Here is an 18,030-nt window from a genome sequence, read left to right as displayed (position 1 = left end):
CCCCCAGCATGATCCGGATGACGCTCGCCGAGGTGACGCACGCCGTCGGCGGCACCCTTCGCCTCTCCGGCGCGGACACCCCCGAAACAGTCGTCGAGGGCACGGTCGACACCGACTCGCGGCAGATGGAGCCGGGATCCGTGTTCGTCGCCAAGCCCGGTGACGTCACGGACGGGCACCTGTTCGTCGACGGCGCCGCCCGAGCCGGTGCCGCCCTCGCCATCGTCGAGCGCCGCGTCGATGCGGAGATCTCGCAGGTCGTCGTCCCCGACGCCGTCGCCGCACTGGCCGCCCTGGCCCGTGAGGTCGTCGCGCGTGTGCGCGCCGCAGGGATGCTGCAGGTCGTCGGCATCACGGGATCGAACGGCAAGACGACGACGAAGAATCTCCTCGCGCGGATCCTCGAGGACGAGGGCCCCACCGTCGCCCCGCGGGCATCGTTCAACAACGAGGTGGGCGCGCCCGTGACGATGCTGCGCGTGACGGACGACACGCGCTACCTCGTCAGCGAGCTCGGCGCTTCGCGCCCAGGCCGCATCGCGGAACTCGCGGGTCTCATCACTCCCGACATCGGCGCCGTCCTCATGGTGGGACTCGCCCACGCCGGCGGTTTCGGAGGCGTCGAGGCGACGCAGAAGGCGAAGACCGAACTGGTCCAAGCCCTCCGGCCCGGCGGGACCGCGGTTCTCAACGCAGACGACGCCCGCGTCGCCGCGATGGCCGACGCTGCCCAGGAGCGCGGCGCCGACGTGCGGTGGTTCGGGCGCGGCGCAACCGCGGATGTCCGTGCGGAGGATGTCGAGGTCACGGCATCCGGCACGACCGCGACCGTTCACGTCGACGGACGTCAGCTGCCCCTCCACCTCAAGGTGCTCGGTGAGCACCACATCATGAACGCTCTGGCGGCCATCACCGTCGCCCAGGTGCTCGGCGTCGACCCCGCCGATGCGATCGCCCGCATCGGAACGGTCGAGATCGCGGAGCGTTGGCGGATGCAGCCGCTCGGCACGGACCGTGTCCGGATCATCAACGACGCCTACAACGCGAGTCCCGACTCGATGGCCGCAGCGCTGCGGACGGTCGCTCAGATCACCGCCCCCGGCCAGCGGAAGGTCGCGGTCCTGGGGGCGATGTCCGAGCTCGGCGAACAGGCGGGGGAGGAGCACGACCGGATCGGGCTCCAGGCCGTGCGCCTGCGCTACGAGCGCATCGTCGTGATCGGCTCCGCCGCGCGGCGGCTCTACCTGGCTGCGATCAGCGAGGGTTCGTGGGACGGCGAAGCCGTCTTCTTCGAGACCGCTGACGAGGCTTACGACTACCTGACGGCCGAGCTCCGCGACGGTGATCGCGTGCTGGTGAAGTCCTCCAACTCCGCCGGGCTCAGGTTCCTCGGCGACCGTCTGGGAGAATTCTTCTCGTGAGATCCCTGTTGGCCGCTGCGACGATCTCGCTGGCATTCACTCTTTTCCTCACCCCCCTGTTCATCCGGCTGTTCCGGAAGATCGGCTGGGGTCAGGTCATCCGTACCCCGGAGGACATCAACAACCCGAGCCATCACACGAAGCGGGGTACGCCCACCATGGGCGGCATCGTCTTCGTGCTCGGGACGATCGTCGGCTTCTTCGTCGGCAGCTACACCGGCGGCACCGAGCCGACCGTGTCGGGTCTGCTCGTGCTGTGGATGATGGTCGGTCTCGGGATCATCGGGTTCATCGACGACTACATGAAGGTGCGCTCGCAGCGGAGCCTCGGTCTCTCGGGGTGGCGCAAGATCGTGGGGCAGATCGCGGTCGCCGTGCCGTTCGCCGTCATGGCCCTGAACTTCCCGAACCAGTACGGCGAGACCCCGGGATCCGCCTACATCTCCTTCTTCCGCGACATCCCCACGCTCTCGTTCATGGCGCTCGGCGCGGTCGCCGGCTGGATCCTCTATCTCGTGTGGATCTCGTTCATGTCCGTCGCGTGGTCCAACGCAACGAACCTGACCGACGGCCTGGACGGTCTCGCGACGGGTGCGGGCATCTTCACGGTCTCGGCCTACAGCCTGGTCACCTTCTGGCAGCTGCAGCAGCGATGCCACTCCGCTGCCCTGGTCACCGAGTACACGGCTGCCTGCTACGACACGCGGGACCCCATGGGACTGACGATCGTCGCCGCCTCGTTCGTCGGCGCCCTCGTGGGCTTCCTCTGGTGGAACGCGCCGAAGGCGAAGATGTTCATGGGTGACGTCGGCTCGATGGCCATCGGCGGTGTCATCGTCGCGATGGCCGTTCTCAGCCGCACGGAGATCCTCTCGATCATCCTGGCGGGCGTGTTCATCGTCGCGCCCGCGTCGGTCATCCTGCAGCGCTACTACTTCAAGGCCACCGGTGGGAAGCGGCTCTTCCTCATGAGTCCCTTCCACCACCACCTCGAGATGCGGGGATGGCCGGAGATCACCATCGTCGTCCGGATGTGGGTGATCGCCGGCATCCTGGCCATCTTCGGCGTCGCGCTGTTCTACGTCGGCTGGCTGGCCGCGCTGTGACCGCGGATCTCGATCGCCTGACGAGCTGGCACGCGGACTGGTCCGGACTGCGCGTCGCCGTCCTCGGCCTCTCGATGACGGGCTTCTCGGTCGCCGACACACTCGCCGAGCTCGGCTCCGACGTCCTCGTCGTCACCGAGACCGCGACGGAGGAGTACGCGCGCCTCCTGCCGGTCATCGGTGCGCAGCTGTGGGAGGGGGACCTCCGATCCGTTCCCGACGAACTGGTCGCTCACCGCCCCGACGTCGTCATCGCCTCGCCCGGATTCCCGCCGCATCACCCCGTGGTCTCGTGGGCGCGTGCGACGGGAGTCGCCGTGTGGGGTGATATCGAGCTCGCCTGGCGGGTCCGGGACAAGGTGCTGCGGCCCGACGGGACACCGGCGGAATGGATGCTGATCACCGGCACCAACGGCAAGACGACGACGACGCAGCTGACGGCGACGATGCTGGTTGCCGGGGGCCTTCGCGCCGCCCCGTGCGGCAACATCGGCGTTCCGGTGCTCGACGCGGTCCGCGACCCCGAGGGCTTCGACGTCCTCGTCGTCGAGGTGTCCAGTCACCAGCTCTGGTACCTGGGCCTGGCGGGCGACGCGGGGCGGGTGTCGCCCCACGCCAGCGTCTGCCTCAACCTCGCGGCGGACCACCTCGAGTGGCACGGTTCGTACGACGCCTACCGCGACGCCAAGGCGGTCGTCTATCGGCAGTCCCGCGTGGCCTGCGTCTACAACAAGAGCGACATCGCGACGCGCGAAATGGTGGAGGAGGCCGAGGTCGTCGAGGGATGCCGCGCCATCGGGTTCGATCTCGGGGTTCCCGGCCCGAGCGACCTCGGCGTCGTCGACGGCATCCTCGTCGATCGCGCCTTCCTCGAGGAGCGTCGAACGAACGCGCTGGAGATCACGACCGTCGAGGAATTGTCGGACGCCGGTCTCGCCGCACCGCACGTCGTGGCCAACATCCTCGCCGCCGCCGCCCTCGCCCGATCCATCGACGTTCCTCCCGCGGCCATTCGGGACGCCCTGCGCAGCTTCCGCCTCGACCCGCACCGGATCGAGGTCGTCGCGGTCGCGGACGGCGTGACCTGGGTCGACGATTCGAAGGCGACCAACCCGCACGCGGCGGCATCCTCCCTCCAGGCATACCCGGGGGCCGTCTGGGTCATCGGCGGACTCTTGAAGGGCGTCGACATCGACGACCTCATCGCCTCGCGCGGTCGCGCGGTCAAGGCCGCCATCGTCATCGGCGTCGAGCGTGGGGACATCGTGGGGGCTTTCGGGCGACACGCCCCGGCGGTTCCGGTCTTCGAGGTCGACCACGCTCAGACTGAGGACGTCATGACCGAGGTCGTCGCGCTGGCGGCGGGCGTCGCGCAGGACGGAGACGTGGTCCTCCTCGCTCCGGCTGCGGCGTCCTTCGACCAGTTCGCCTCGTACTCGGATCGCGGTCGGCGTTTCGCCGACGCGGTGAACGCACGGATCGGAAAGGACGCCGGTGACGACAACGACCGACCGTCCGGCCCCGTCGGATCCGGCTGACCGCGGCTCTACGGCCTTCACGGCGCGCGTCGCGCTCGGCAAGGTCTTCGCGCCGGTTCCGAGCGAGTTCCTGCTCATCGCCTCGACCGCGCTGATCCTGACCATCTTCGGTCTCGTGATGGTCCTCTCCGCCACGATGGCGACCTCGGGTGCGGGCGGGCCGTTCGAGACGGCGATCAAGCAGGGCGTGTTCGCCGTGGTCGGCATCCCGCTCATGTTCGTGCTGAGCCGGTTGCCGATGCTGTTCTGGAAGCGGATCTCATGGATCGCGCTCACCGGGGCTCTCTTCCTGCAGCTCCTCGTCTTCACGCCGCTGGGGTTCGAGGACGGCGGCAACCGCAACTGGATCATGATCGCGGGCAATCAGCTGCAGCCTTCGGAGTTCCTCAAGCTCGCGTTCGCCCTGTGGCTCGCCTACGTCCTCTACCGCAAGCAGACGCTCCTCGGCGACTGGCGGCACGTCTTCATCCCCGTCGTTCCGGTTGCCATCATCGTCATCGGTTCAGTCGTGGCAGGCAAGGACCTCGGCACAGCCATGATCCTCGTGCTGATCCTCCTTGCGGCGCTGTTCTTCTCCGGCGTGCGCCTGCGGATCTTCGTGATCCCGCTCGTGCTGGCGGTGGGCGCTGTGGCCTTCTTGGCGATCACGAGTCCGGATCGGATGAGGCGCATCATGAGCTTCATGAACCCGGACTGCCTCGCGGACTATTACGGCGACTGCTATCAGCCGCTCCACGGCATCTGGGGCCTCGCCAGCGGAGGCGTCTTCGGGCTCGGACTCGGCAACTCCCGCGAGAAGTACGCATGGTTGCCCGCGGCGTCGCACGACTACATCTTCGCGATCGTCGGCGAGGAGCTCGGCCTCATCGGCTGCGTCGTGGTGCTGGCGATGTTCACGCTCTTCGCGATCGGCGCGTTCCACGTGATCCGGAAGACGCACGACCCCTTCATCCGCATCGCGGCGGGAGCGGTGACCGTATGGATCGTCGGTCAGGCCCTCATCAACATCGGCGTCGTCCTGCGGGTCTTCCCTGTTCTCGGCGTCCCGCTCCCGTTCATGTCGCAGGGCGGCACGTCGCTGATGTCGGTCCTGCTCGCCTGCGGGGCTCTCCTCGCGTTCGCCCGGACGTTGCCCACGCCGGCGCCGAGCGTCGCACCTGCCCGCCGGTAGGCTCGATCCGGTGACCACGTACCTTCTGGCCGGCGGCGGGACCGCGGGCCACGTCAATCCGCTGCTCGCCGTCGCCGATGCTCTCGTCGCCCGGGAACCCGACGCGACAGTGCTCGTCCTCGGGACGCGCGAGGGGCTGGAGGCCCGGCTGGTGCCGCTGCGCGGCTACGAACTGCTGTTCGTCGACAAGGTACCGTTCCCGCGTCGCCCGGATGCCGCGGCTCTGCGATTCCCCGCTCGCTTCATGCGCGCGGTGCGCCAGGTCCGAGCCCACATCCGCTCCCGCGGCGTCGATGTGGTCGTGGGATTCGGCGGTTACGCCGCGGCGCCCGCCTACGTCGCCGCGCGGCGTGCCGGCGTTCCGGTCGTGGTGCATGAGGCCAATGCCAAGCCGGGACTCGCCAACGTCCTCGGCGCACGGCGGGCCGCGGCGTCCGGCGTCGCCTTCGAGGGGACTCCGCTGCGCGGCGCGGAGGTCGTCGGGATGCCCCTGCGTCCCGAGATCGTGCATCTCGACCGCCCCGCGCTCCGCGCAGAGGCCGCGGCGGCCTTCGGTCTCGATGCCGAGCGCCCGGTCCTCCTCGTTTTCGGAGGGTCGCTGGGGGCGGTCCGCATCAACCATGCTCTCGCCGACTCCTGGCAGGACATCGTCGCGTCAGGATGGCAGATCCTGCATGCGGCGGGGGAGCGCAACGATATCGCCGATCCCGGCGACACGAGCTACCGAGTCGTCCCCTACATCGACCGCATGGACCTCGCTTTCGCTCTCGCCGACGCCATCGTGTCCCGCTCCGGCGCCGCCACGGTGAGCGAGATCAGCGCGTTGGGTATTCCTGCGGTGTACGTGCCCTACGCGGTGGGTAACGGCGAGCAGGCGCTGAACGCGGCGTCCGCCGTAGGTGCCGGTGCGGCGGTGCTCATCCCCGACGCCGAGTTGACGGGAGACCGGATCCGCTCGGCCGTCGTTCCGCTCCTGACCGACCCGGCCGCCCTCGACCGCATGCGGGCCGCGGCGGCGACGGTGGGTACCCGCTCGGGCAGCGAGAACGTGCTCGGACTCATCGATCGCGCACTCGTCCGCTGAGTCGCCCAGCCCCACGCGTCAGCGTGCCGCAGCGTTCTCCCCGTGGGGCCGACCTAGACTTGACGCGCCATGATTCGCCCCGATCTCTCGCTCCCCATCCCCGCGGACATCACCGCCGCCCACTTCATCGGGATCGGCGGTTCCGGGATGTCGGGACTCGCCGGGATGTTCCTCGACCGCGGCATCCGCGTCTCGGGCTCCGACCGCTCGGACAGTGAGGCGATGCGGGGCCTCGCGGCGCGCGGCGCCGATGTCCACGTCGGTCACGACGCGTCGAACCTCCCGGACGACGTCGACGCGGTGGTCTTCACGGGGGCTATCTGGCCCGAGAACCCGGAGTACCTCCGGGCGAAGGAACGCGGCGTCGCCGTCATCCACCGGTCGCAGGCGCTCCACTGGCTCGTCGGCGGCCGCCGCTTGGTGAGCGTCGCCGGAGCCCACGGCAAGACGACGTCGACAGGCATGGTCGTCACCGCTCTCCGCGCGATCGGCGCCGATCCGACCTTCGTCAACGGCGGGGTCATCGCCTCGCTCGGCGTCTCGAGCGGCACGGGGTCGGATGATCTCTTCGTCATCGAGGCGGATGAATCCGACGGATCCTTCCTGCTGTACGACACGGCCGTCGCGCTCATCACGAACGTGGACCCCGATCACCTCGACCACTGGGGGTCGCGCGAGGCGTTCTACGACGGTTTCGTGCGGTTCGCGGATGCCGCGTCCCAGGCGGTCGTCATCTCGTCCGACGATCCGGGCGCCCGCGAGGTCGCGGATGCGCTCCGTCACCCCCACGTGGTGTCGTTCGGTGAGGCGGCCGACGCCGACGTCCGCGTCACCGACATCGTCACGGAAGGCCCCGTGTCGTTCACCGTTCACCACGAGGGACGCGCGGTCTCCGGTGCCCTCTCGGTACCGGGAGCGCACAACGCCATCAACGCCGCCGGCGCCGTCGCCGTGCTCCTCACGCTCGGTCACGACCTCGAGCGCGCGGTCCGCGCCGTGGAGGAGTTCGGCGGTACCGTCCGCCGCTTCGAGCTCCACGGCATCCGCTCGGGTGTGTCCGTCTACGACGACTACGCGCATCACCCGACGGAGGTCGACGCCGCTCTGGCCGCTGCCCGCACCGTCGTCGGGGACGGGCGCATCATCGCGCTCCATCAGCCGCACACGTACTCACGGACGCAGGCGATGTACCGCGAGTTCGCCGAGGTCCTCGAATCGCGTGCCGACCAGACCGTCGTCCTCGACGTCTACGGTGCCCGTGAAGATCCCGTTCCGGGAGTCACCGGCGCGCTCGTCAGCGGGGCTTTCGGTGATCAGGACCGTGTCCGGTTCGTCGCCGACTGGCAGCAGGCCGCGGACTACACGGCGTCGATCGCCCGACCCGGCGACTACATCATCACCCTCGGATGCGGCGACGTCTACCGCATCATCCCGCAGGTGCTCGAGGCCCTCGGGCCGGTGGAGGACTGACCGTTGGGGCGGGACTGAAGATGGAGCAGGCCTGAGATGCGGCGGCCCTCACCGCTGCCTTCCACGCCCACGACGCGGCGCCCGGCAGACGCATCCCGCCGACAGGCCGAGGAAGCGGCGACCGCGCAGCCACCGGTCGTCGATCTCTCCGCGGGCGAAGAGTCGGCCGCGGACGTGCGCGTCACCGAGGTCGTCGAGCCCGTGCGGCCGGGCCGTATGGGTCGCATCCTGCCGTTCTCACCCTCTGAGCCATCCGGAGACGACGACGCAGTCGAATCCGGTCCGGATGCCGGAGCGGAGCGTGCGCTCAGCATGCGGGATGTCTGGGCGGCGGCGCGCGCCCGCCGTCGAGCGCTCCGCCGAGAGGTGCGGCGTTTCACCGTGCGCCAACGTCGCCGCCGCTACGCCTGGCTCGGTGGGCTCGCGGCCGTCGCGGTCGTAGGCCTCGTTGCCGTCGCGACGGCATACAGCCCCTTGTTCGCGGTGTCGAAGATAACGGTGATGGGCACGGACCGGCTCGCCCCTGCCGCAGTCGAGAAGGCTCTGGCCGGTGAGATGGGTACTCCGCTCGCGCTGGTGGACTCTAGCGACGTGAAGGCCGCTCTCGTCGCCTTCCCGCTCGTCGAGAGCTACTCGATCGAAGCCAGGCCGCCGCAAGAGCTCGTGGTCCGCATCGTCGAGCGGACGCCGGTGGGCGTCGTCTCCACCAGGGCCGGCTTCTCCCTCGTCGACGCCGCGGGCGTCGTCCTCGCCACCACGAAGGACGCCCCCGACGGGTATCCGCTCATCGATGCGTCGGGGGGCGCCGGATCGAGGGCGTTCCGGGCGGTCGGTGCCGTCTACCGGTCGCTTCCTGCGGACCTCCGCGCCCAGATCACCGGGATGTCGGCGACCACGCCCGATGACGTCACCCTGTCGGTGGACGGGGCCGACGTCGTGTGGGGGAGCTCCGACGAGCCGCTCGAGAAGGCCCGCGTCCTCAGGGCGGCGATGACCGCCAAACCCCCGTCCGAGGTCAAGGTGTACGACGTCTCGTCTCCCGCCGCCGTCGTCATACGCTGACGCGAGAATGCAGATCCGACGACACGCCGCGGCGATGCGAGCGGGCGCGCGTACGCCGCATACCGTCTGAATCAGGAATTGCATACTCGGCAATTCTTTAAACCTCTGGTTGAGGTTGAAGGTTTGCACTCGAGGTTCAGGACGATACGGAGGCCGGCGTGAGCCAGAACCAGAACTACCTTGCTGTGATCAAGGTCGTTGGCGTGGGCGGTGGCGGTGTCAACGCCGTCAACCGCATGATCGAGCTCGGCCTTCGCGGCGTCGAGTTCATCGCCGTCAACACGGACGCCCAGGCGCTGCTCATGAGCGACGCCGACATCAAGCTCGACGTGGGCCGTGAGCTCACCCGCGGCCTCGGCGCCGGCGCCGACCCCGAGGTCGGCCGCCGCGCCGCCGAGGATCACGCCGAGGAGATCGAAGAGGCGCTCGCGGGCGCCGACATGGTCTTCGTGACCGCGGGAGAAGGCGGTGGCACCGGTACGGGTGGCGCTCCCGTCGTCGCGCGGATCGCGAAGTCCATCGGCGCACTGACCATCGGTGTCGTGACCAAGCCCTTCTCCTTCGAGGGTCGCCGGCGTCAGACGCAGGCGGAGTCGGGTGTCTCGAAGTTGAAGGAAGAAGTCGACACCCTCATCGTCGTCCCGAACGACCGCCTGCTCGAGATCAGCGATCGCGGCATCTCGATGATCGAGGCGTTCGCCACGGCCGACCAGGTCCTCCTCGCCGGTGTTCAGGGCATCACCGATCTCATCACCACCCCGGGTCTCATCAACCTCGACTTCGCCGACGTCAAGTCGGTCATGCAGGGTGCGGGTTCCGCGCTCATGGGCATCGGTTCCGCGCGCGGCGCGGACCGCGCGATCAAGGCGGCGGAGCTCGCCGTCGAGTCGCCGCTGCTCGAGGCCTCCATCGAGGGCGCGCACGGTGTCCTCCTGTCGATCCAGGGTGGTTCGAACCTGGGCATCTTCGAGATCAACGACGCGGCTCAGCTCGTCAAGGAGGCAGCGCACCCCGAGGCCAACATCATCTTCGGTACGGTCATCGACGACACCCTCGGTGACGAGGTGCGCGTGACGGTCATCGCCGCCGGTTTCGACGGCGGCGAGCCGCAGGTGAAGGTCGAGCCCATCACGGCGAGCCGCCCGGCATCCGCTCCGGTCCTGCCCCCGCTTCCGGCGGACACCGTGGCTCGGGACCTCGCGGCGGCCGAGAATTCCGGCTCGCGCGAGTCGGTCTCGGTCTCGGCGCCGTCCTCGTCGAGCGACTACGACTCGGCATTCGGTGATGACGACCTCGACATCCCCGACTTCCTGAAGTAACACCGCCGTGGATCTCCGTTCGCGGCTCGCCGACATCGACGCGCGCATCTCGGATGCGGCTCGGTCGGCGGGCCGCGATCCTTCCGCGATCACGCGCATCGTCGTCACCAAGTTCCATCCGGTCGACCTCGTCCACGACCTCGCCGGTCTGGGGGTCACGGATGTCGGTGAGAATCGGCAGCAGGAACTCACCGCGAAGCGCGAGGCGTACGAGGGCGATCCGGTCCGGTGGCATTTCATCGGGCAAGCGCAGACGAACAAGGCTCGCGCGGTGCGACGCGACGCGGACGCCGTGCATTCGCTCGATCGTGCGCGTCTCGCCGACGCGTTGCATGCGGCACGACCTGAGGACGACGACGCCGACATTCTGGACGTCCTGATCCAGGTCAACCTGACCGACGATCCGGGGCGCGGGGGAGTGGATCCTGAGGGTGTCGCAGGGCTCGCCGAGCACGTCGCAGCGACGTGTCCCTCGCTCCGACTGCGCGGCGTGATGGCCGTCGCGCCGCTGGGCGAGGAGCCCGCTCCGGCCTTCGAGCGACTGCTCTCCTACGCGCAGAGCGTGAGGGCCATCGTTCCGGATGCCGACTGGATCTCCGCCGGCATGACCGGCGATTTCGCCGAGGCGATCGCGGCGGGTGCGACACACCTGCGGATCGGTTCGGCAATCACGGGCCCGAGGCCCGTGCACGGATAGCCTCGTCACAGACGAGCAATACGGAGGATGCGATGTCGAACCCGCTCAAGAAGACCATGGTGTACCTGGGCCTCGCCGATGAGGAAGAGGTCTACGAGGAGCCCGCTCCCCGCCGCGAGAGCCGGGAGAAGCAGGTCGAGAACAAGACGGCGCCGGTGACCCCCATCCACCGTCCCGCTGTCGTCCGTCAGCCCGCTCCGGCCACGGTGAGCGAGATCGTCACGGTCCACCCGAAGCAGTATCGCGACGCTCAGGCGATCGCCGAGAACTTCCGCGACGGCATCCCGATCATCATCAACCTGTCGCAGATGAGCGACGCCGACGCGCGCCGCCTCATCGACTTCGCGAGCGGTCTTTCGCTCGGCCTGTACGGACGTATCGAGCGCGTGACGAGCAAGGTCTTCCTGCTCTCGCCCGAGAACGTCGCCGTGTCCGGCGAGGGCGCGATCGCCCAGGGTGACGCGGACTCCACCCCCTTCACCCACTGACGCCGTGTCGGTCGTCGGCCTCATCGCCGGGATCCTCAACGCGCTCCTGCTCATCTACGTGCTGTTCCTCCTGGCACGTCTGGTGCTGGAGTACATCCCGATGTTCAATCGGGAGTGGCGTCCGCGCGGCGGCTGGCTCGTCGTGGCCGAGGTCGTGTTCACCGTGACGGATCCGCCCATCAAGTTCTTCCGGCGATTCATCCCTCCGTTGCGCATCGGTCCGATCGCCTTGGATCTCGCGTTCCCCATCACCATGCTCATCTGCTTCGTGCTGCTGTCGATCACGCAGGTGCTGAGCCGATACTGACGGCGCCGTCGTCGCACCCGCGACAGCCGCGGACTATGCTGTCGGGGTACGGCTCGCGCCTCGCGGGTCTTCATTGACCGGCCCGCCCCCTGAGCCCCGAAAGAGGAAAGACACATGCCTTTGACTCCCGAAGACGTCGTCACCAAGCAGTTCCAGCATGTTCGCTTCAAGGAGGGATTCGATCCCGACGAGGTCGACGACTTCCTGGACGAGATCGTCGTCGAGTGGCGCAAGACCATCGCCGAGAACGAGGAACTGAAGGCGAAGCTCGCCGCGTTCGAGTCCGGCGAGGCCCCCGCCGCGCAGGAGTCCGTGCAGCAGGAAGAGGCCGCACCCGAGACCCAGGTCGTCGATGAGGCTCCGGCCCCGTCCGAGCCGGTCGAAGCTCCCGCGGCTACCGGCACCGCCCCCGCGGCGGCATCCGCCGGCATCATCGAGCTCGCGCAGCGTCTGCACGACGAGCACGTCGCCGAGGGCAAGGCGCAGAAGGAGAAGCTCATCTCCGAGGCGCAGGCCGAGGCCGACGCCATCCTCAACGACGCCCGCTCGAAGGCGCGCGACGAGATCACGCGCCTCGAGAGCGAGCGTGGCACGCTCGAGGGCCGCATCAGCGAACTGCGTCAGTTCGAACGCGACTACCGCGTTCAGCTGCGCGGCTTCATCGAAGAGAAGCTCCGCGACCTGGACGTCGCCGGAACGTCGGGCTCGACGCCCATCCCCGCGTCCTGACTCCTCGCACATTGTCGAGCCGAACGTCCGCGTCGCGGACGACACTGCGCGCCGCAGCGGCCGGCACCACCATCGCGATCCTCGCGGTGCTGGTGCTGGCCGCTGACCAGTTCACCAAGTACCTGGCTCTGGAGAACCTGCCCGAGCGGCAGGCGGTCCCCGTCATCGGGGACGTCCTCCAGCTCTATCTGACCTTCAATCCCGGTGCGGCGTTCTCCCTCGGCGAGGGAGTGACCTGGGTCTTCACCCTCGTCCTCGCCGCAGCGGCCGTCGCGATCGTCGCGCTCGGCGTCACCCGCGTGCGCACCCGTGCCTGGGCCATTGTGCTCGGACTGCTGCTCGGCGGCATCCTCGGAAACCTCACCGACCGCCTTCTTCGCGCGCCTGGGTTCCTCGTCGGGCACGTGGTGGACTTCATCCACACGCCCTGGCTGTGGCTGTGGTTCCCCTCAGCGATCTACAACGTCGCCGACATGTTCATCGTCACGATGATGATCGCCGTGGCCATCCTGGTCCTGATCGGCCTCCGATTCGATGGCACTCGCGAGAAGGATGCCGCGCGCGCCGCGGCCACGACGGATGCAGACGCGGACGTGACCACGCCGACAGACCCGCATGCCCAGTCGTAGCCTTCCCGTCCCCGATGGGCTGGACGGCACTCGGGTCGACGCCGCGCTCGCGAAGCTGCTCGGATTCTCGCGGACATTCGCGGCAGAGGTGGCGGAAGCCGGGGGAGTCCAGCTCGACATGCGCACGGTCGGTAAGTCCGACAAGCTCGTCGCCGGTGCGTGGCTGCAGGTGGACTGGGAGGATAAGCGTGGACCCGAGATCGTCCCGATCGCCGTCCCGGACCTCGGCGTCGTCCATGACGACGACGAGATCGTGGTGGTCGACAAGCCTGCCGGTGTCGCTGCTCACCCCTCGCTCGGGTGGGAGGGGCCCACGGTCGTGGGCGCCCTCGCCGCGGCCGGGTTCCGCATCGCGACCTCAGGCGCGCCCGAGCGCCAAGGCGTCGTGCACCGACTCGACGTGGGCACGAGCGGCCTCATGGTCGTCGCGAAGACCGAGCATTCCTACACGGCTCTGAAGCGCGCCTTCAAGGAGCGCGAGGTCGACAAGGTCTACCACACCGTCGTCCAGGGGCACCCGGACCCTCTCGTCGGGACGATCGACGCCCCGATCGGGCGTCATCCGAACCATTCGTGGAAGTTCGCGGTCATCCCGGACGGCAAGGACTCCGTCACCCACTACGAGACGCTCGAGGCGTTCCCGCGCGCGTCGCTGCTCGAGGTGCACCTCGAGACGGGGCGCACGCACCAGATCCGCGTGCACATGGCGGCGCACCGGCACCCGTGCGTCGGCGATCCTCTCTACGGGGGCGACCCCACCCTGGCGCAGCGGCTCGGACTCGCACGCCAGTGGTTGCACGCCCACGAGCTGTCCTTCGCGCATCCGTCGTCGGGGGACTGGGTGACTTTCCGCTCGGAGTACCCGGCGGACCTCGCCGGCGCCCTGGAGATCCTCCGCGATCAGTGAGATCGTCGCGGTCGACGAGGTTTCAGCGGCCGCCGGCGAACGTCGCGGGATCGTCCTCCGCGATGGCGAGCGCGATCTTGCGCACGTGCGTCTGATCGACGTCGACCAGTTCGCCGAGTCCGTACCAGCCGACGTCGGTCAGCTCGCCGTCGGCAGGGTGCGGCTCACCCGACACCCAATCGCAGCGGAAGACCAGGTCGAGGTAGTCGACCTGGTCGCCGTTGGCGTAGACGATGCGGGGGATCTGCTGCACGGCGGCCAGTCGCGTCGCGCGCACGACGACGCCGGCCTCCTCCAGGCACTCCCGCACGGCCGTGTCGGCGGGCTCCTCGCCGGGCTCGACGATGCCCGACACCGCCTGCCACTCCCCGTTGTCGGCGCGCTTGCCGAGCAGGACCTTCTCGTCGCGGAACACGATCGCCGTGACCCCCACCAGGGGGAGTGGAGCGGTGCCGATCTTCTCGCGGAGGGTGAGGACGAACTCGGGGGTGGTCATGTCGATCAGCCTAGGCGCCCTGTCCCAGGCGGAACGTAGACTCGATGAGTGGCATCCGACTCCTTCGTTCATCTGCACGTCCACAGCGAATACTCGATGCTCGACGGCGCCGCGAAGATCGGCGCGATGACGCAGGCTGCCGCCGATTACGGGATGCCGGCCATCGCCGTCACGGACCACGGCAACACCTTCGCGGCCTTCGAGTTCTACCGCGCGGCCAAGGCAGCCGGCGTCAAGCCGATCGTCGGTCTCGAGGCGTACGTCACGCCGGGGACGCACCGCGGCGACAAGTCGCGCGTCGCCTGGGGGTCGCCCGAGCAGAAGAGCGACGACGTCTCGGGTTCGGGTGCCTACACCCACATGACGATGTGGAGTCAGAGCACCGAGGGCATGCACAACCTCTTCCGGTTGAGCTCGCTGTCGAGCATCGAGGGCTACTACTTCAAGCCCCGCATGGACCGCGAGCTCCTGCAGACCTACGGCAAAGGCCTCATCGCCACGACGGGGTGTCCGTCGGGCGAGGTGCAGACGCGGTTGCGGCTGGGACAGTACGACGCCGCGCGCGCCGCCGCCGCCGAGTTCCAGGACATCTTCGGCAAGGAGAACTACTTCGCCGAGATCATGGATCACGGCCTGTCGATCGAGCGCCGGGTCATGACGGACCTCATCCGGCTGTCGAAGGACCTCGGCATCCCGCTCGTGGCCACCAACGATTCCCATTACACGCACCAGCACGAGGCCGACGCGCACGAGGCGCTTCTGTGCGTCCAGTCCGGTTCGACGTTGGACGACCCGAACCGCTTCAAGTTCGACGGCGACGGGTACTACATCAAGACGGCGCAGGAGATGCGTCAGCTCTTCCGTGATCACCCCGAGGCGTGCGACAACACGCTGCTGATCGCCGAGCGCTGCGACGTGGAGTTCAACACCTCCGCCAACTACATGCCCCGCTTCCCCGTGCCGGACGGCGAGACCGAGGACAGCTGGCTCATCAAAGAGGTCGAGGCAGGCCTCCACTACCGCTACCCCGGCGGCATCCCCGACCGGGTACGCAAGCAGGCCGAGTACGAGACCGGGATCATCCTCCAGATGGGGTTCCCGGGATACTTCCTCGTCGTCGCCGACTTCATCAACTGGGCCAAGGACAACGGGATCCGCGTCGGTCCCGGTCGCGGCTCCGGTGCCGGGTCGATGGTCGCCTACGCGATGCGCATCACCGACCTCGACCCGCTCGAGCACGGTCTGATCTTCGAGCGGTTCCTGAACCCGGACCGCGTCTCGATGCCCGACTTCGACGTCGACTTCGACGACCGTCGCCGCGGCGAGGTCATCGACTATGTCACCGAGAAGTACGGCTCCGAGCGGGTCGCGCAGATCGTCACCTACGGCACGATCAAGTCGAAGCAGGCGCTGAAGGATGCCGGTCGCGTCCTCGGATTCCCGTTCTCGATGGGCGAGCGACTCACGAAGGCCATGCCTCCGCCCGTCATGGGCAAGGACATGGAGCTCGGCGGCATGTTCGACGCGAAGCATCCCCGCTACAAGGAGGCCAGCGAGTTCCGCTCCCTCGTCGACACCGACCCCGATGCCAAGACGGTCTTCGATCGCGCCCTCGGACTCGAGGGGCTGAAGCGGCAATGGGGTGTCCACGCGGCCGGCGTCATCATGTCGAGCGAACCGCTCATCGACATCATCCCGATCATGCGTCGCGAGCAGGACGGTCAGATCGTCACGCAGTTCGACTACCCGTCGTGCGAGACGCTCGGTCTGATCAAGATGGACTTCCTGGGGCTGCGGAACCTCACGATCATCTCCGACGCGCTCGACAACATCCGCACCAACCGCGGCGAGGAGCTCGACCTCGAACATCTCGCCCTCGACGACCGCGCTGCGTACGACCTACTCAGCCGGGGTGACACGCTGGGCGTGTTCCAGCTCGACGGCGGGCCGATGCGGTCGCTCCTGCGCCTCATGAAGCCCGACAACTTCGAGGACATCTCGGCCGTCATCGCGCTGTACCGCCCTGGTCCCATGGGTGCCAACTCGCACACCAACTACGCGCTCCGCAAGAACGGCGTCCAGCCGATCACCCCGATCCACCCCGAGCTCGAAGAGCCGTTGCGCGACATCCTCGACACGACCTACGGCCTGATCATCTACCAGGAGCAGGTCATGGCGATCGCGCAGAAGGTGGCCGGCTTCTCTCTCGGCCAGGCCGACATCCTCCGCCGCGCCATGGGAAAGAAGAAGAAGTCCGAGCTCGACAAGCAGTACGAGGGCTTCTCGGGCGGCATGAAGGAGCGCGGGTTCGGCGAAGCCGCGATCAAGTCGCTCTGGGACATCCTGCTGCCCTTCTCGGACTACGCCTTCAACAAAGCCCACTCCGCCGCCTATGGGCTGGTCTCGTACTGGACGGCCTACCTCAAGGCGCACTATCCCGCCGAGTACATGGCGGCGCTGCTCACGAGCGTCGGCGACTCGAAGGACAAGATGGCGGTGTACCTCAACGAGTGCCGTCGCATGGGCATCCGGGTGCTGCCGCCGGACGTGGGGGAGTCCATCCGGTTTTTCGCCGCCGTCGGGGAGGACATCCGCTTCGGCCTCGGTGCCGTCCGCAACGTCGGGACCAACGTGGTCGACGGCATCGTCTCGGCTCGCATCGACGGCGCGTACACGAGCTTCCACGACTTCCTCGGCAAGGTGCCCGTCCACGTCGCCAACAAGCGGACGGTCGAGTCGCTCATCAAGGCGGGCGCCTTCGATTCGCTCGGCTCGACGCGGCGGGCCCTCATGGAGATCCACGAGGACGCCGTCGAACAGGCCGTCCTCGACAAGCGCCGCGAGGCCAACGGAGAGGTCGGCTTCGATTTCGACAGCCTCTGGGGCGATGACGAGCCGCAGCAGGTCGCTCGCGTGCCGGAGCGTCCCGAATGGACGAAGAAGGACAAGCTCGCCTTCGAGCGCGAGATGCTCGGTCTCTACGTGTCGGACCATCCTCTCGCGGGCCTCGAGATCCCGCTCGCCAAGCATGCGTCGACGTCGATCCACGATCTGCTCGTCTCGGAGGACATCTCCGACGGCGACATCGTCACCGTTGCCGGCCTCGTCACCAGCGTCCAGCATCGGGTCGCGAAGCAGAGCGGCAACCCCTACGGCATGATCACCGTCGAGGACTTCGACGGCGAGGTCACCGTCATGTTCATGGGCAAGACCTACACCGAGTTCCAGTCGATGCTGCAAGCCGACTCGATCCTGGTCGTCCGAGGGCGTGTGTCGCAGCGCGACGATGGACGCAACCTGCACGGTCAGTCGGCGTTCGTCCCGGACCTCGGATCGGTGGATGCCGCGGGACCGCTGGTCCTGCTTCTTCCCGAGCATCGCGCAACCGAGACGACGATCGGCCAGCTCGCGGCGGTCTTCGACCGCCACCCGGGGACGACCGAGGTGACCCTTAAGCTGCACAAGGGCGGCGTCGCGAAGGTCTTCGAGGTGCCGGCGCAGGTCGGCGTCACCGTCGATCTGTACGGAGAGCTGAAAGGCCTGCTCGGACCGCAGTGTCTCGGGTGAACGGGAGCGACAGGCCGCGGCGCGGCGCTGACCCGCATG

Annotated in this window: 16 protein-coding genes; 15 read left to right on the top strand and 1 reads right to left on the bottom strand. The window is 68.3% G+C overall.

Features of this window, described 5'->3' with window-relative positions; all coding sequences use genetic code 11:
• Window positions 1-8 precede the first annotated feature (8 nt).
• The 14 genes from murF to ACIQLK_RS11095 all read left to right on the top strand — a co-directional run bounded on the left by murF (window position 9) and on the right by ACIQLK_RS11095 (window position 13,928).
• Window positions 9-1,421, top strand: coding sequence for a UDP-N-acetylmuramoyl-tripeptide--D-alanyl-D-alanine ligase (murF, locus tag ACIQLK_RS11160; RefSeq protein WP_400364849.1), 1,413 nt, complete (start codon window positions 9-11; stop codon window positions 1,419-1,421).
• Window positions 1,418-2,527 (top strand): phospho-N-acetylmuramoyl-pentapeptide-transferase, encoded by a 1,110-nt coding sequence (gene mraY, locus ACIQLK_RS11155; protein WP_400364848.1) that lies wholly within the window; start codon window positions 1,418-1,420, stop codon window positions 2,525-2,527. The genes murF and mraY overlap by 4 nt, the downstream gene beginning before the upstream one ends.
• A complete protein-coding gene (gene murD / locus ACIQLK_RS11150; protein ID WP_400364847.1) occupies window positions 2,524-4,065 on the top strand; it encodes a UDP-N-acetylmuramoyl-L-alanine--D-glutamate ligase in 1,542 nt (513 codons plus the stop codon). The genes mraY and murD overlap by 4 nt, the downstream gene beginning before the upstream one ends.
• Entirely contained in the window at window positions 4,022-5,236 is a 1,215-nt protein-coding gene (gene ftsW, locus ACIQLK_RS11145; protein WP_400364846.1) for a putative lipid II flippase FtsW, read from the top strand. Before murD ends, ftsW begins: the two co-directional genes overlap by 44 nt.
• Before the next feature lie 10 nt (window positions 5,237-5,246).
• Window positions 5,247-6,320: a UDP-N-acetylglucosamine--N-acetylmuramyl-(pentapeptide) pyrophosphoryl-undecaprenol N-acetylglucosamine transferase gene (locus ACIQLK_RS11140; RefSeq protein ID WP_400364845.1), complete on the top strand. Its 1,074-nt coding sequence runs from the start codon at window positions 5,247-5,249 to the stop codon at window positions 6,318-6,320.
• A 69-nt stretch (window positions 6,321-6,389) separates the two neighbouring features.
• The gene (murC, locus tag ACIQLK_RS11135; RefSeq protein WP_400364844.1) at window positions 6,390-7,790 is read left to right on the top strand and encodes a UDP-N-acetylmuramate--L-alanine ligase; all 1,401 of its coding nucleotides are present in this window, start codon (window positions 6,390-6,392) and stop codon (window positions 7,788-7,790) included.
• Between the two features lie 36 nt (window positions 7,791-7,826).
• Window positions 7,827-8,852: an FtsQ-type POTRA domain-containing protein gene (locus tag ACIQLK_RS11130; RefSeq protein ID WP_400364843.1), complete on the top strand. Its 1,026-nt coding sequence runs from the start codon at window positions 7,827-7,829 to the stop codon at window positions 8,850-8,852.
• Between the two features lie 158 nt (window positions 8,853-9,010).
• Window positions 9,011-10,171 carry a cell division protein FtsZ gene (gene ftsZ, locus ACIQLK_RS11125; protein ID WP_400364842.1) on the top strand — a complete coding sequence of 387 codons (1,161 nt, stop codon included), beginning with the start codon at window positions 9,011-9,013 and terminating at the stop codon, window positions 10,169-10,171.
• 7 nt (window positions 10,172-10,178) lie between these two features.
• Window positions 10,179-10,868: a YggS family pyridoxal phosphate-dependent enzyme gene (locus ACIQLK_RS11120; RefSeq protein WP_400364841.1), complete on the top strand. Its 690-nt coding sequence runs from the start codon at window positions 10,179-10,181 to the stop codon at window positions 10,866-10,868.
• Window positions 10,869-10,900: 32 nt separating this feature from the next.
• Window positions 10,901-11,356 (top strand): cell division protein SepF, encoded by a 456-nt coding sequence (locus ACIQLK_RS11115; protein WP_400364840.1) that lies wholly within the window; start codon window positions 10,901-10,903, stop codon window positions 11,354-11,356.
• Window positions 11,357-11,360: 4 nt separating this feature from the next.
• Window positions 11,361-11,663, top strand: a complete 303-nt coding sequence (locus tag ACIQLK_RS11110) for a YggT family protein (protein WP_400364839.1) — start codon at window positions 11,361-11,363, stop codon at window positions 11,661-11,663.
• Window positions 11,664-11,777: 114 nt separating this feature from the next.
• Entirely contained in the window at window positions 11,778-12,392 is a 615-nt protein-coding gene (locus tag ACIQLK_RS11105; RefSeq protein WP_400364838.1) for a DivIVA domain-containing protein, read from the top strand.
• 11 nt (window positions 12,393-12,403) lie between these two features.
• Window positions 12,404-13,021 carry a signal peptidase II gene (gene lspA / locus ACIQLK_RS11100; RefSeq protein ID WP_400364837.1) on the top strand — a complete coding sequence of 206 codons (618 nt, stop codon included), beginning with the start codon at window positions 12,404-12,406 and terminating at the stop codon, window positions 13,019-13,021.
• Complete coding sequence (locus ACIQLK_RS11095) at window positions 13,008-13,928, top strand: RluA family pseudouridine synthase (protein ID WP_400364836.1); 921 nt, start codon at window positions 13,008-13,010, stop codon at window positions 13,926-13,928. The genes lspA and ACIQLK_RS11095 overlap by 14 nt, the downstream gene beginning before the upstream one ends.
• A 22-nt stretch (window positions 13,929-13,950) precedes the next feature.
• Here the strand turns inward: ACIQLK_RS11095 and ACIQLK_RS11090 are convergent, their stop codons facing one another.
• Window positions 13,951-14,424 (bottom strand): NUDIX hydrolase, encoded by a 474-nt coding sequence (locus ACIQLK_RS11090; RefSeq protein ID WP_400364835.1) that lies wholly within the window; start codon window positions 14,422-14,424, stop codon window positions 13,951-13,953.
• Between the two features lie 48 nt (window positions 14,425-14,472).
• On the opposite strand from ACIQLK_RS11090, the gene dnaE reads away from it, so the two are divergent.
• Window positions 14,473-17,991 (top strand): DNA polymerase III subunit alpha, encoded by a 3,519-nt coding sequence (gene dnaE / locus ACIQLK_RS11085; protein WP_400364834.1) that lies wholly within the window; start codon window positions 14,473-14,475, stop codon window positions 17,989-17,991.
• The last annotated feature ends 39 nt before the right edge of the window (window positions 17,992-18,030 follow it).

It is taken from the genome of Microbacterium sp. NPDC091382, from assembly GCF_044757025.1.
Classification (GTDB): domain Bacteria; phylum Actinomycetota; class Actinomycetes; order Actinomycetales; family Microbacteriaceae; genus Microbacterium.
Note: the sequence above shows the minus strand (reverse complement) of the source record. Positions and strands in the feature narration are given on the sequence as shown.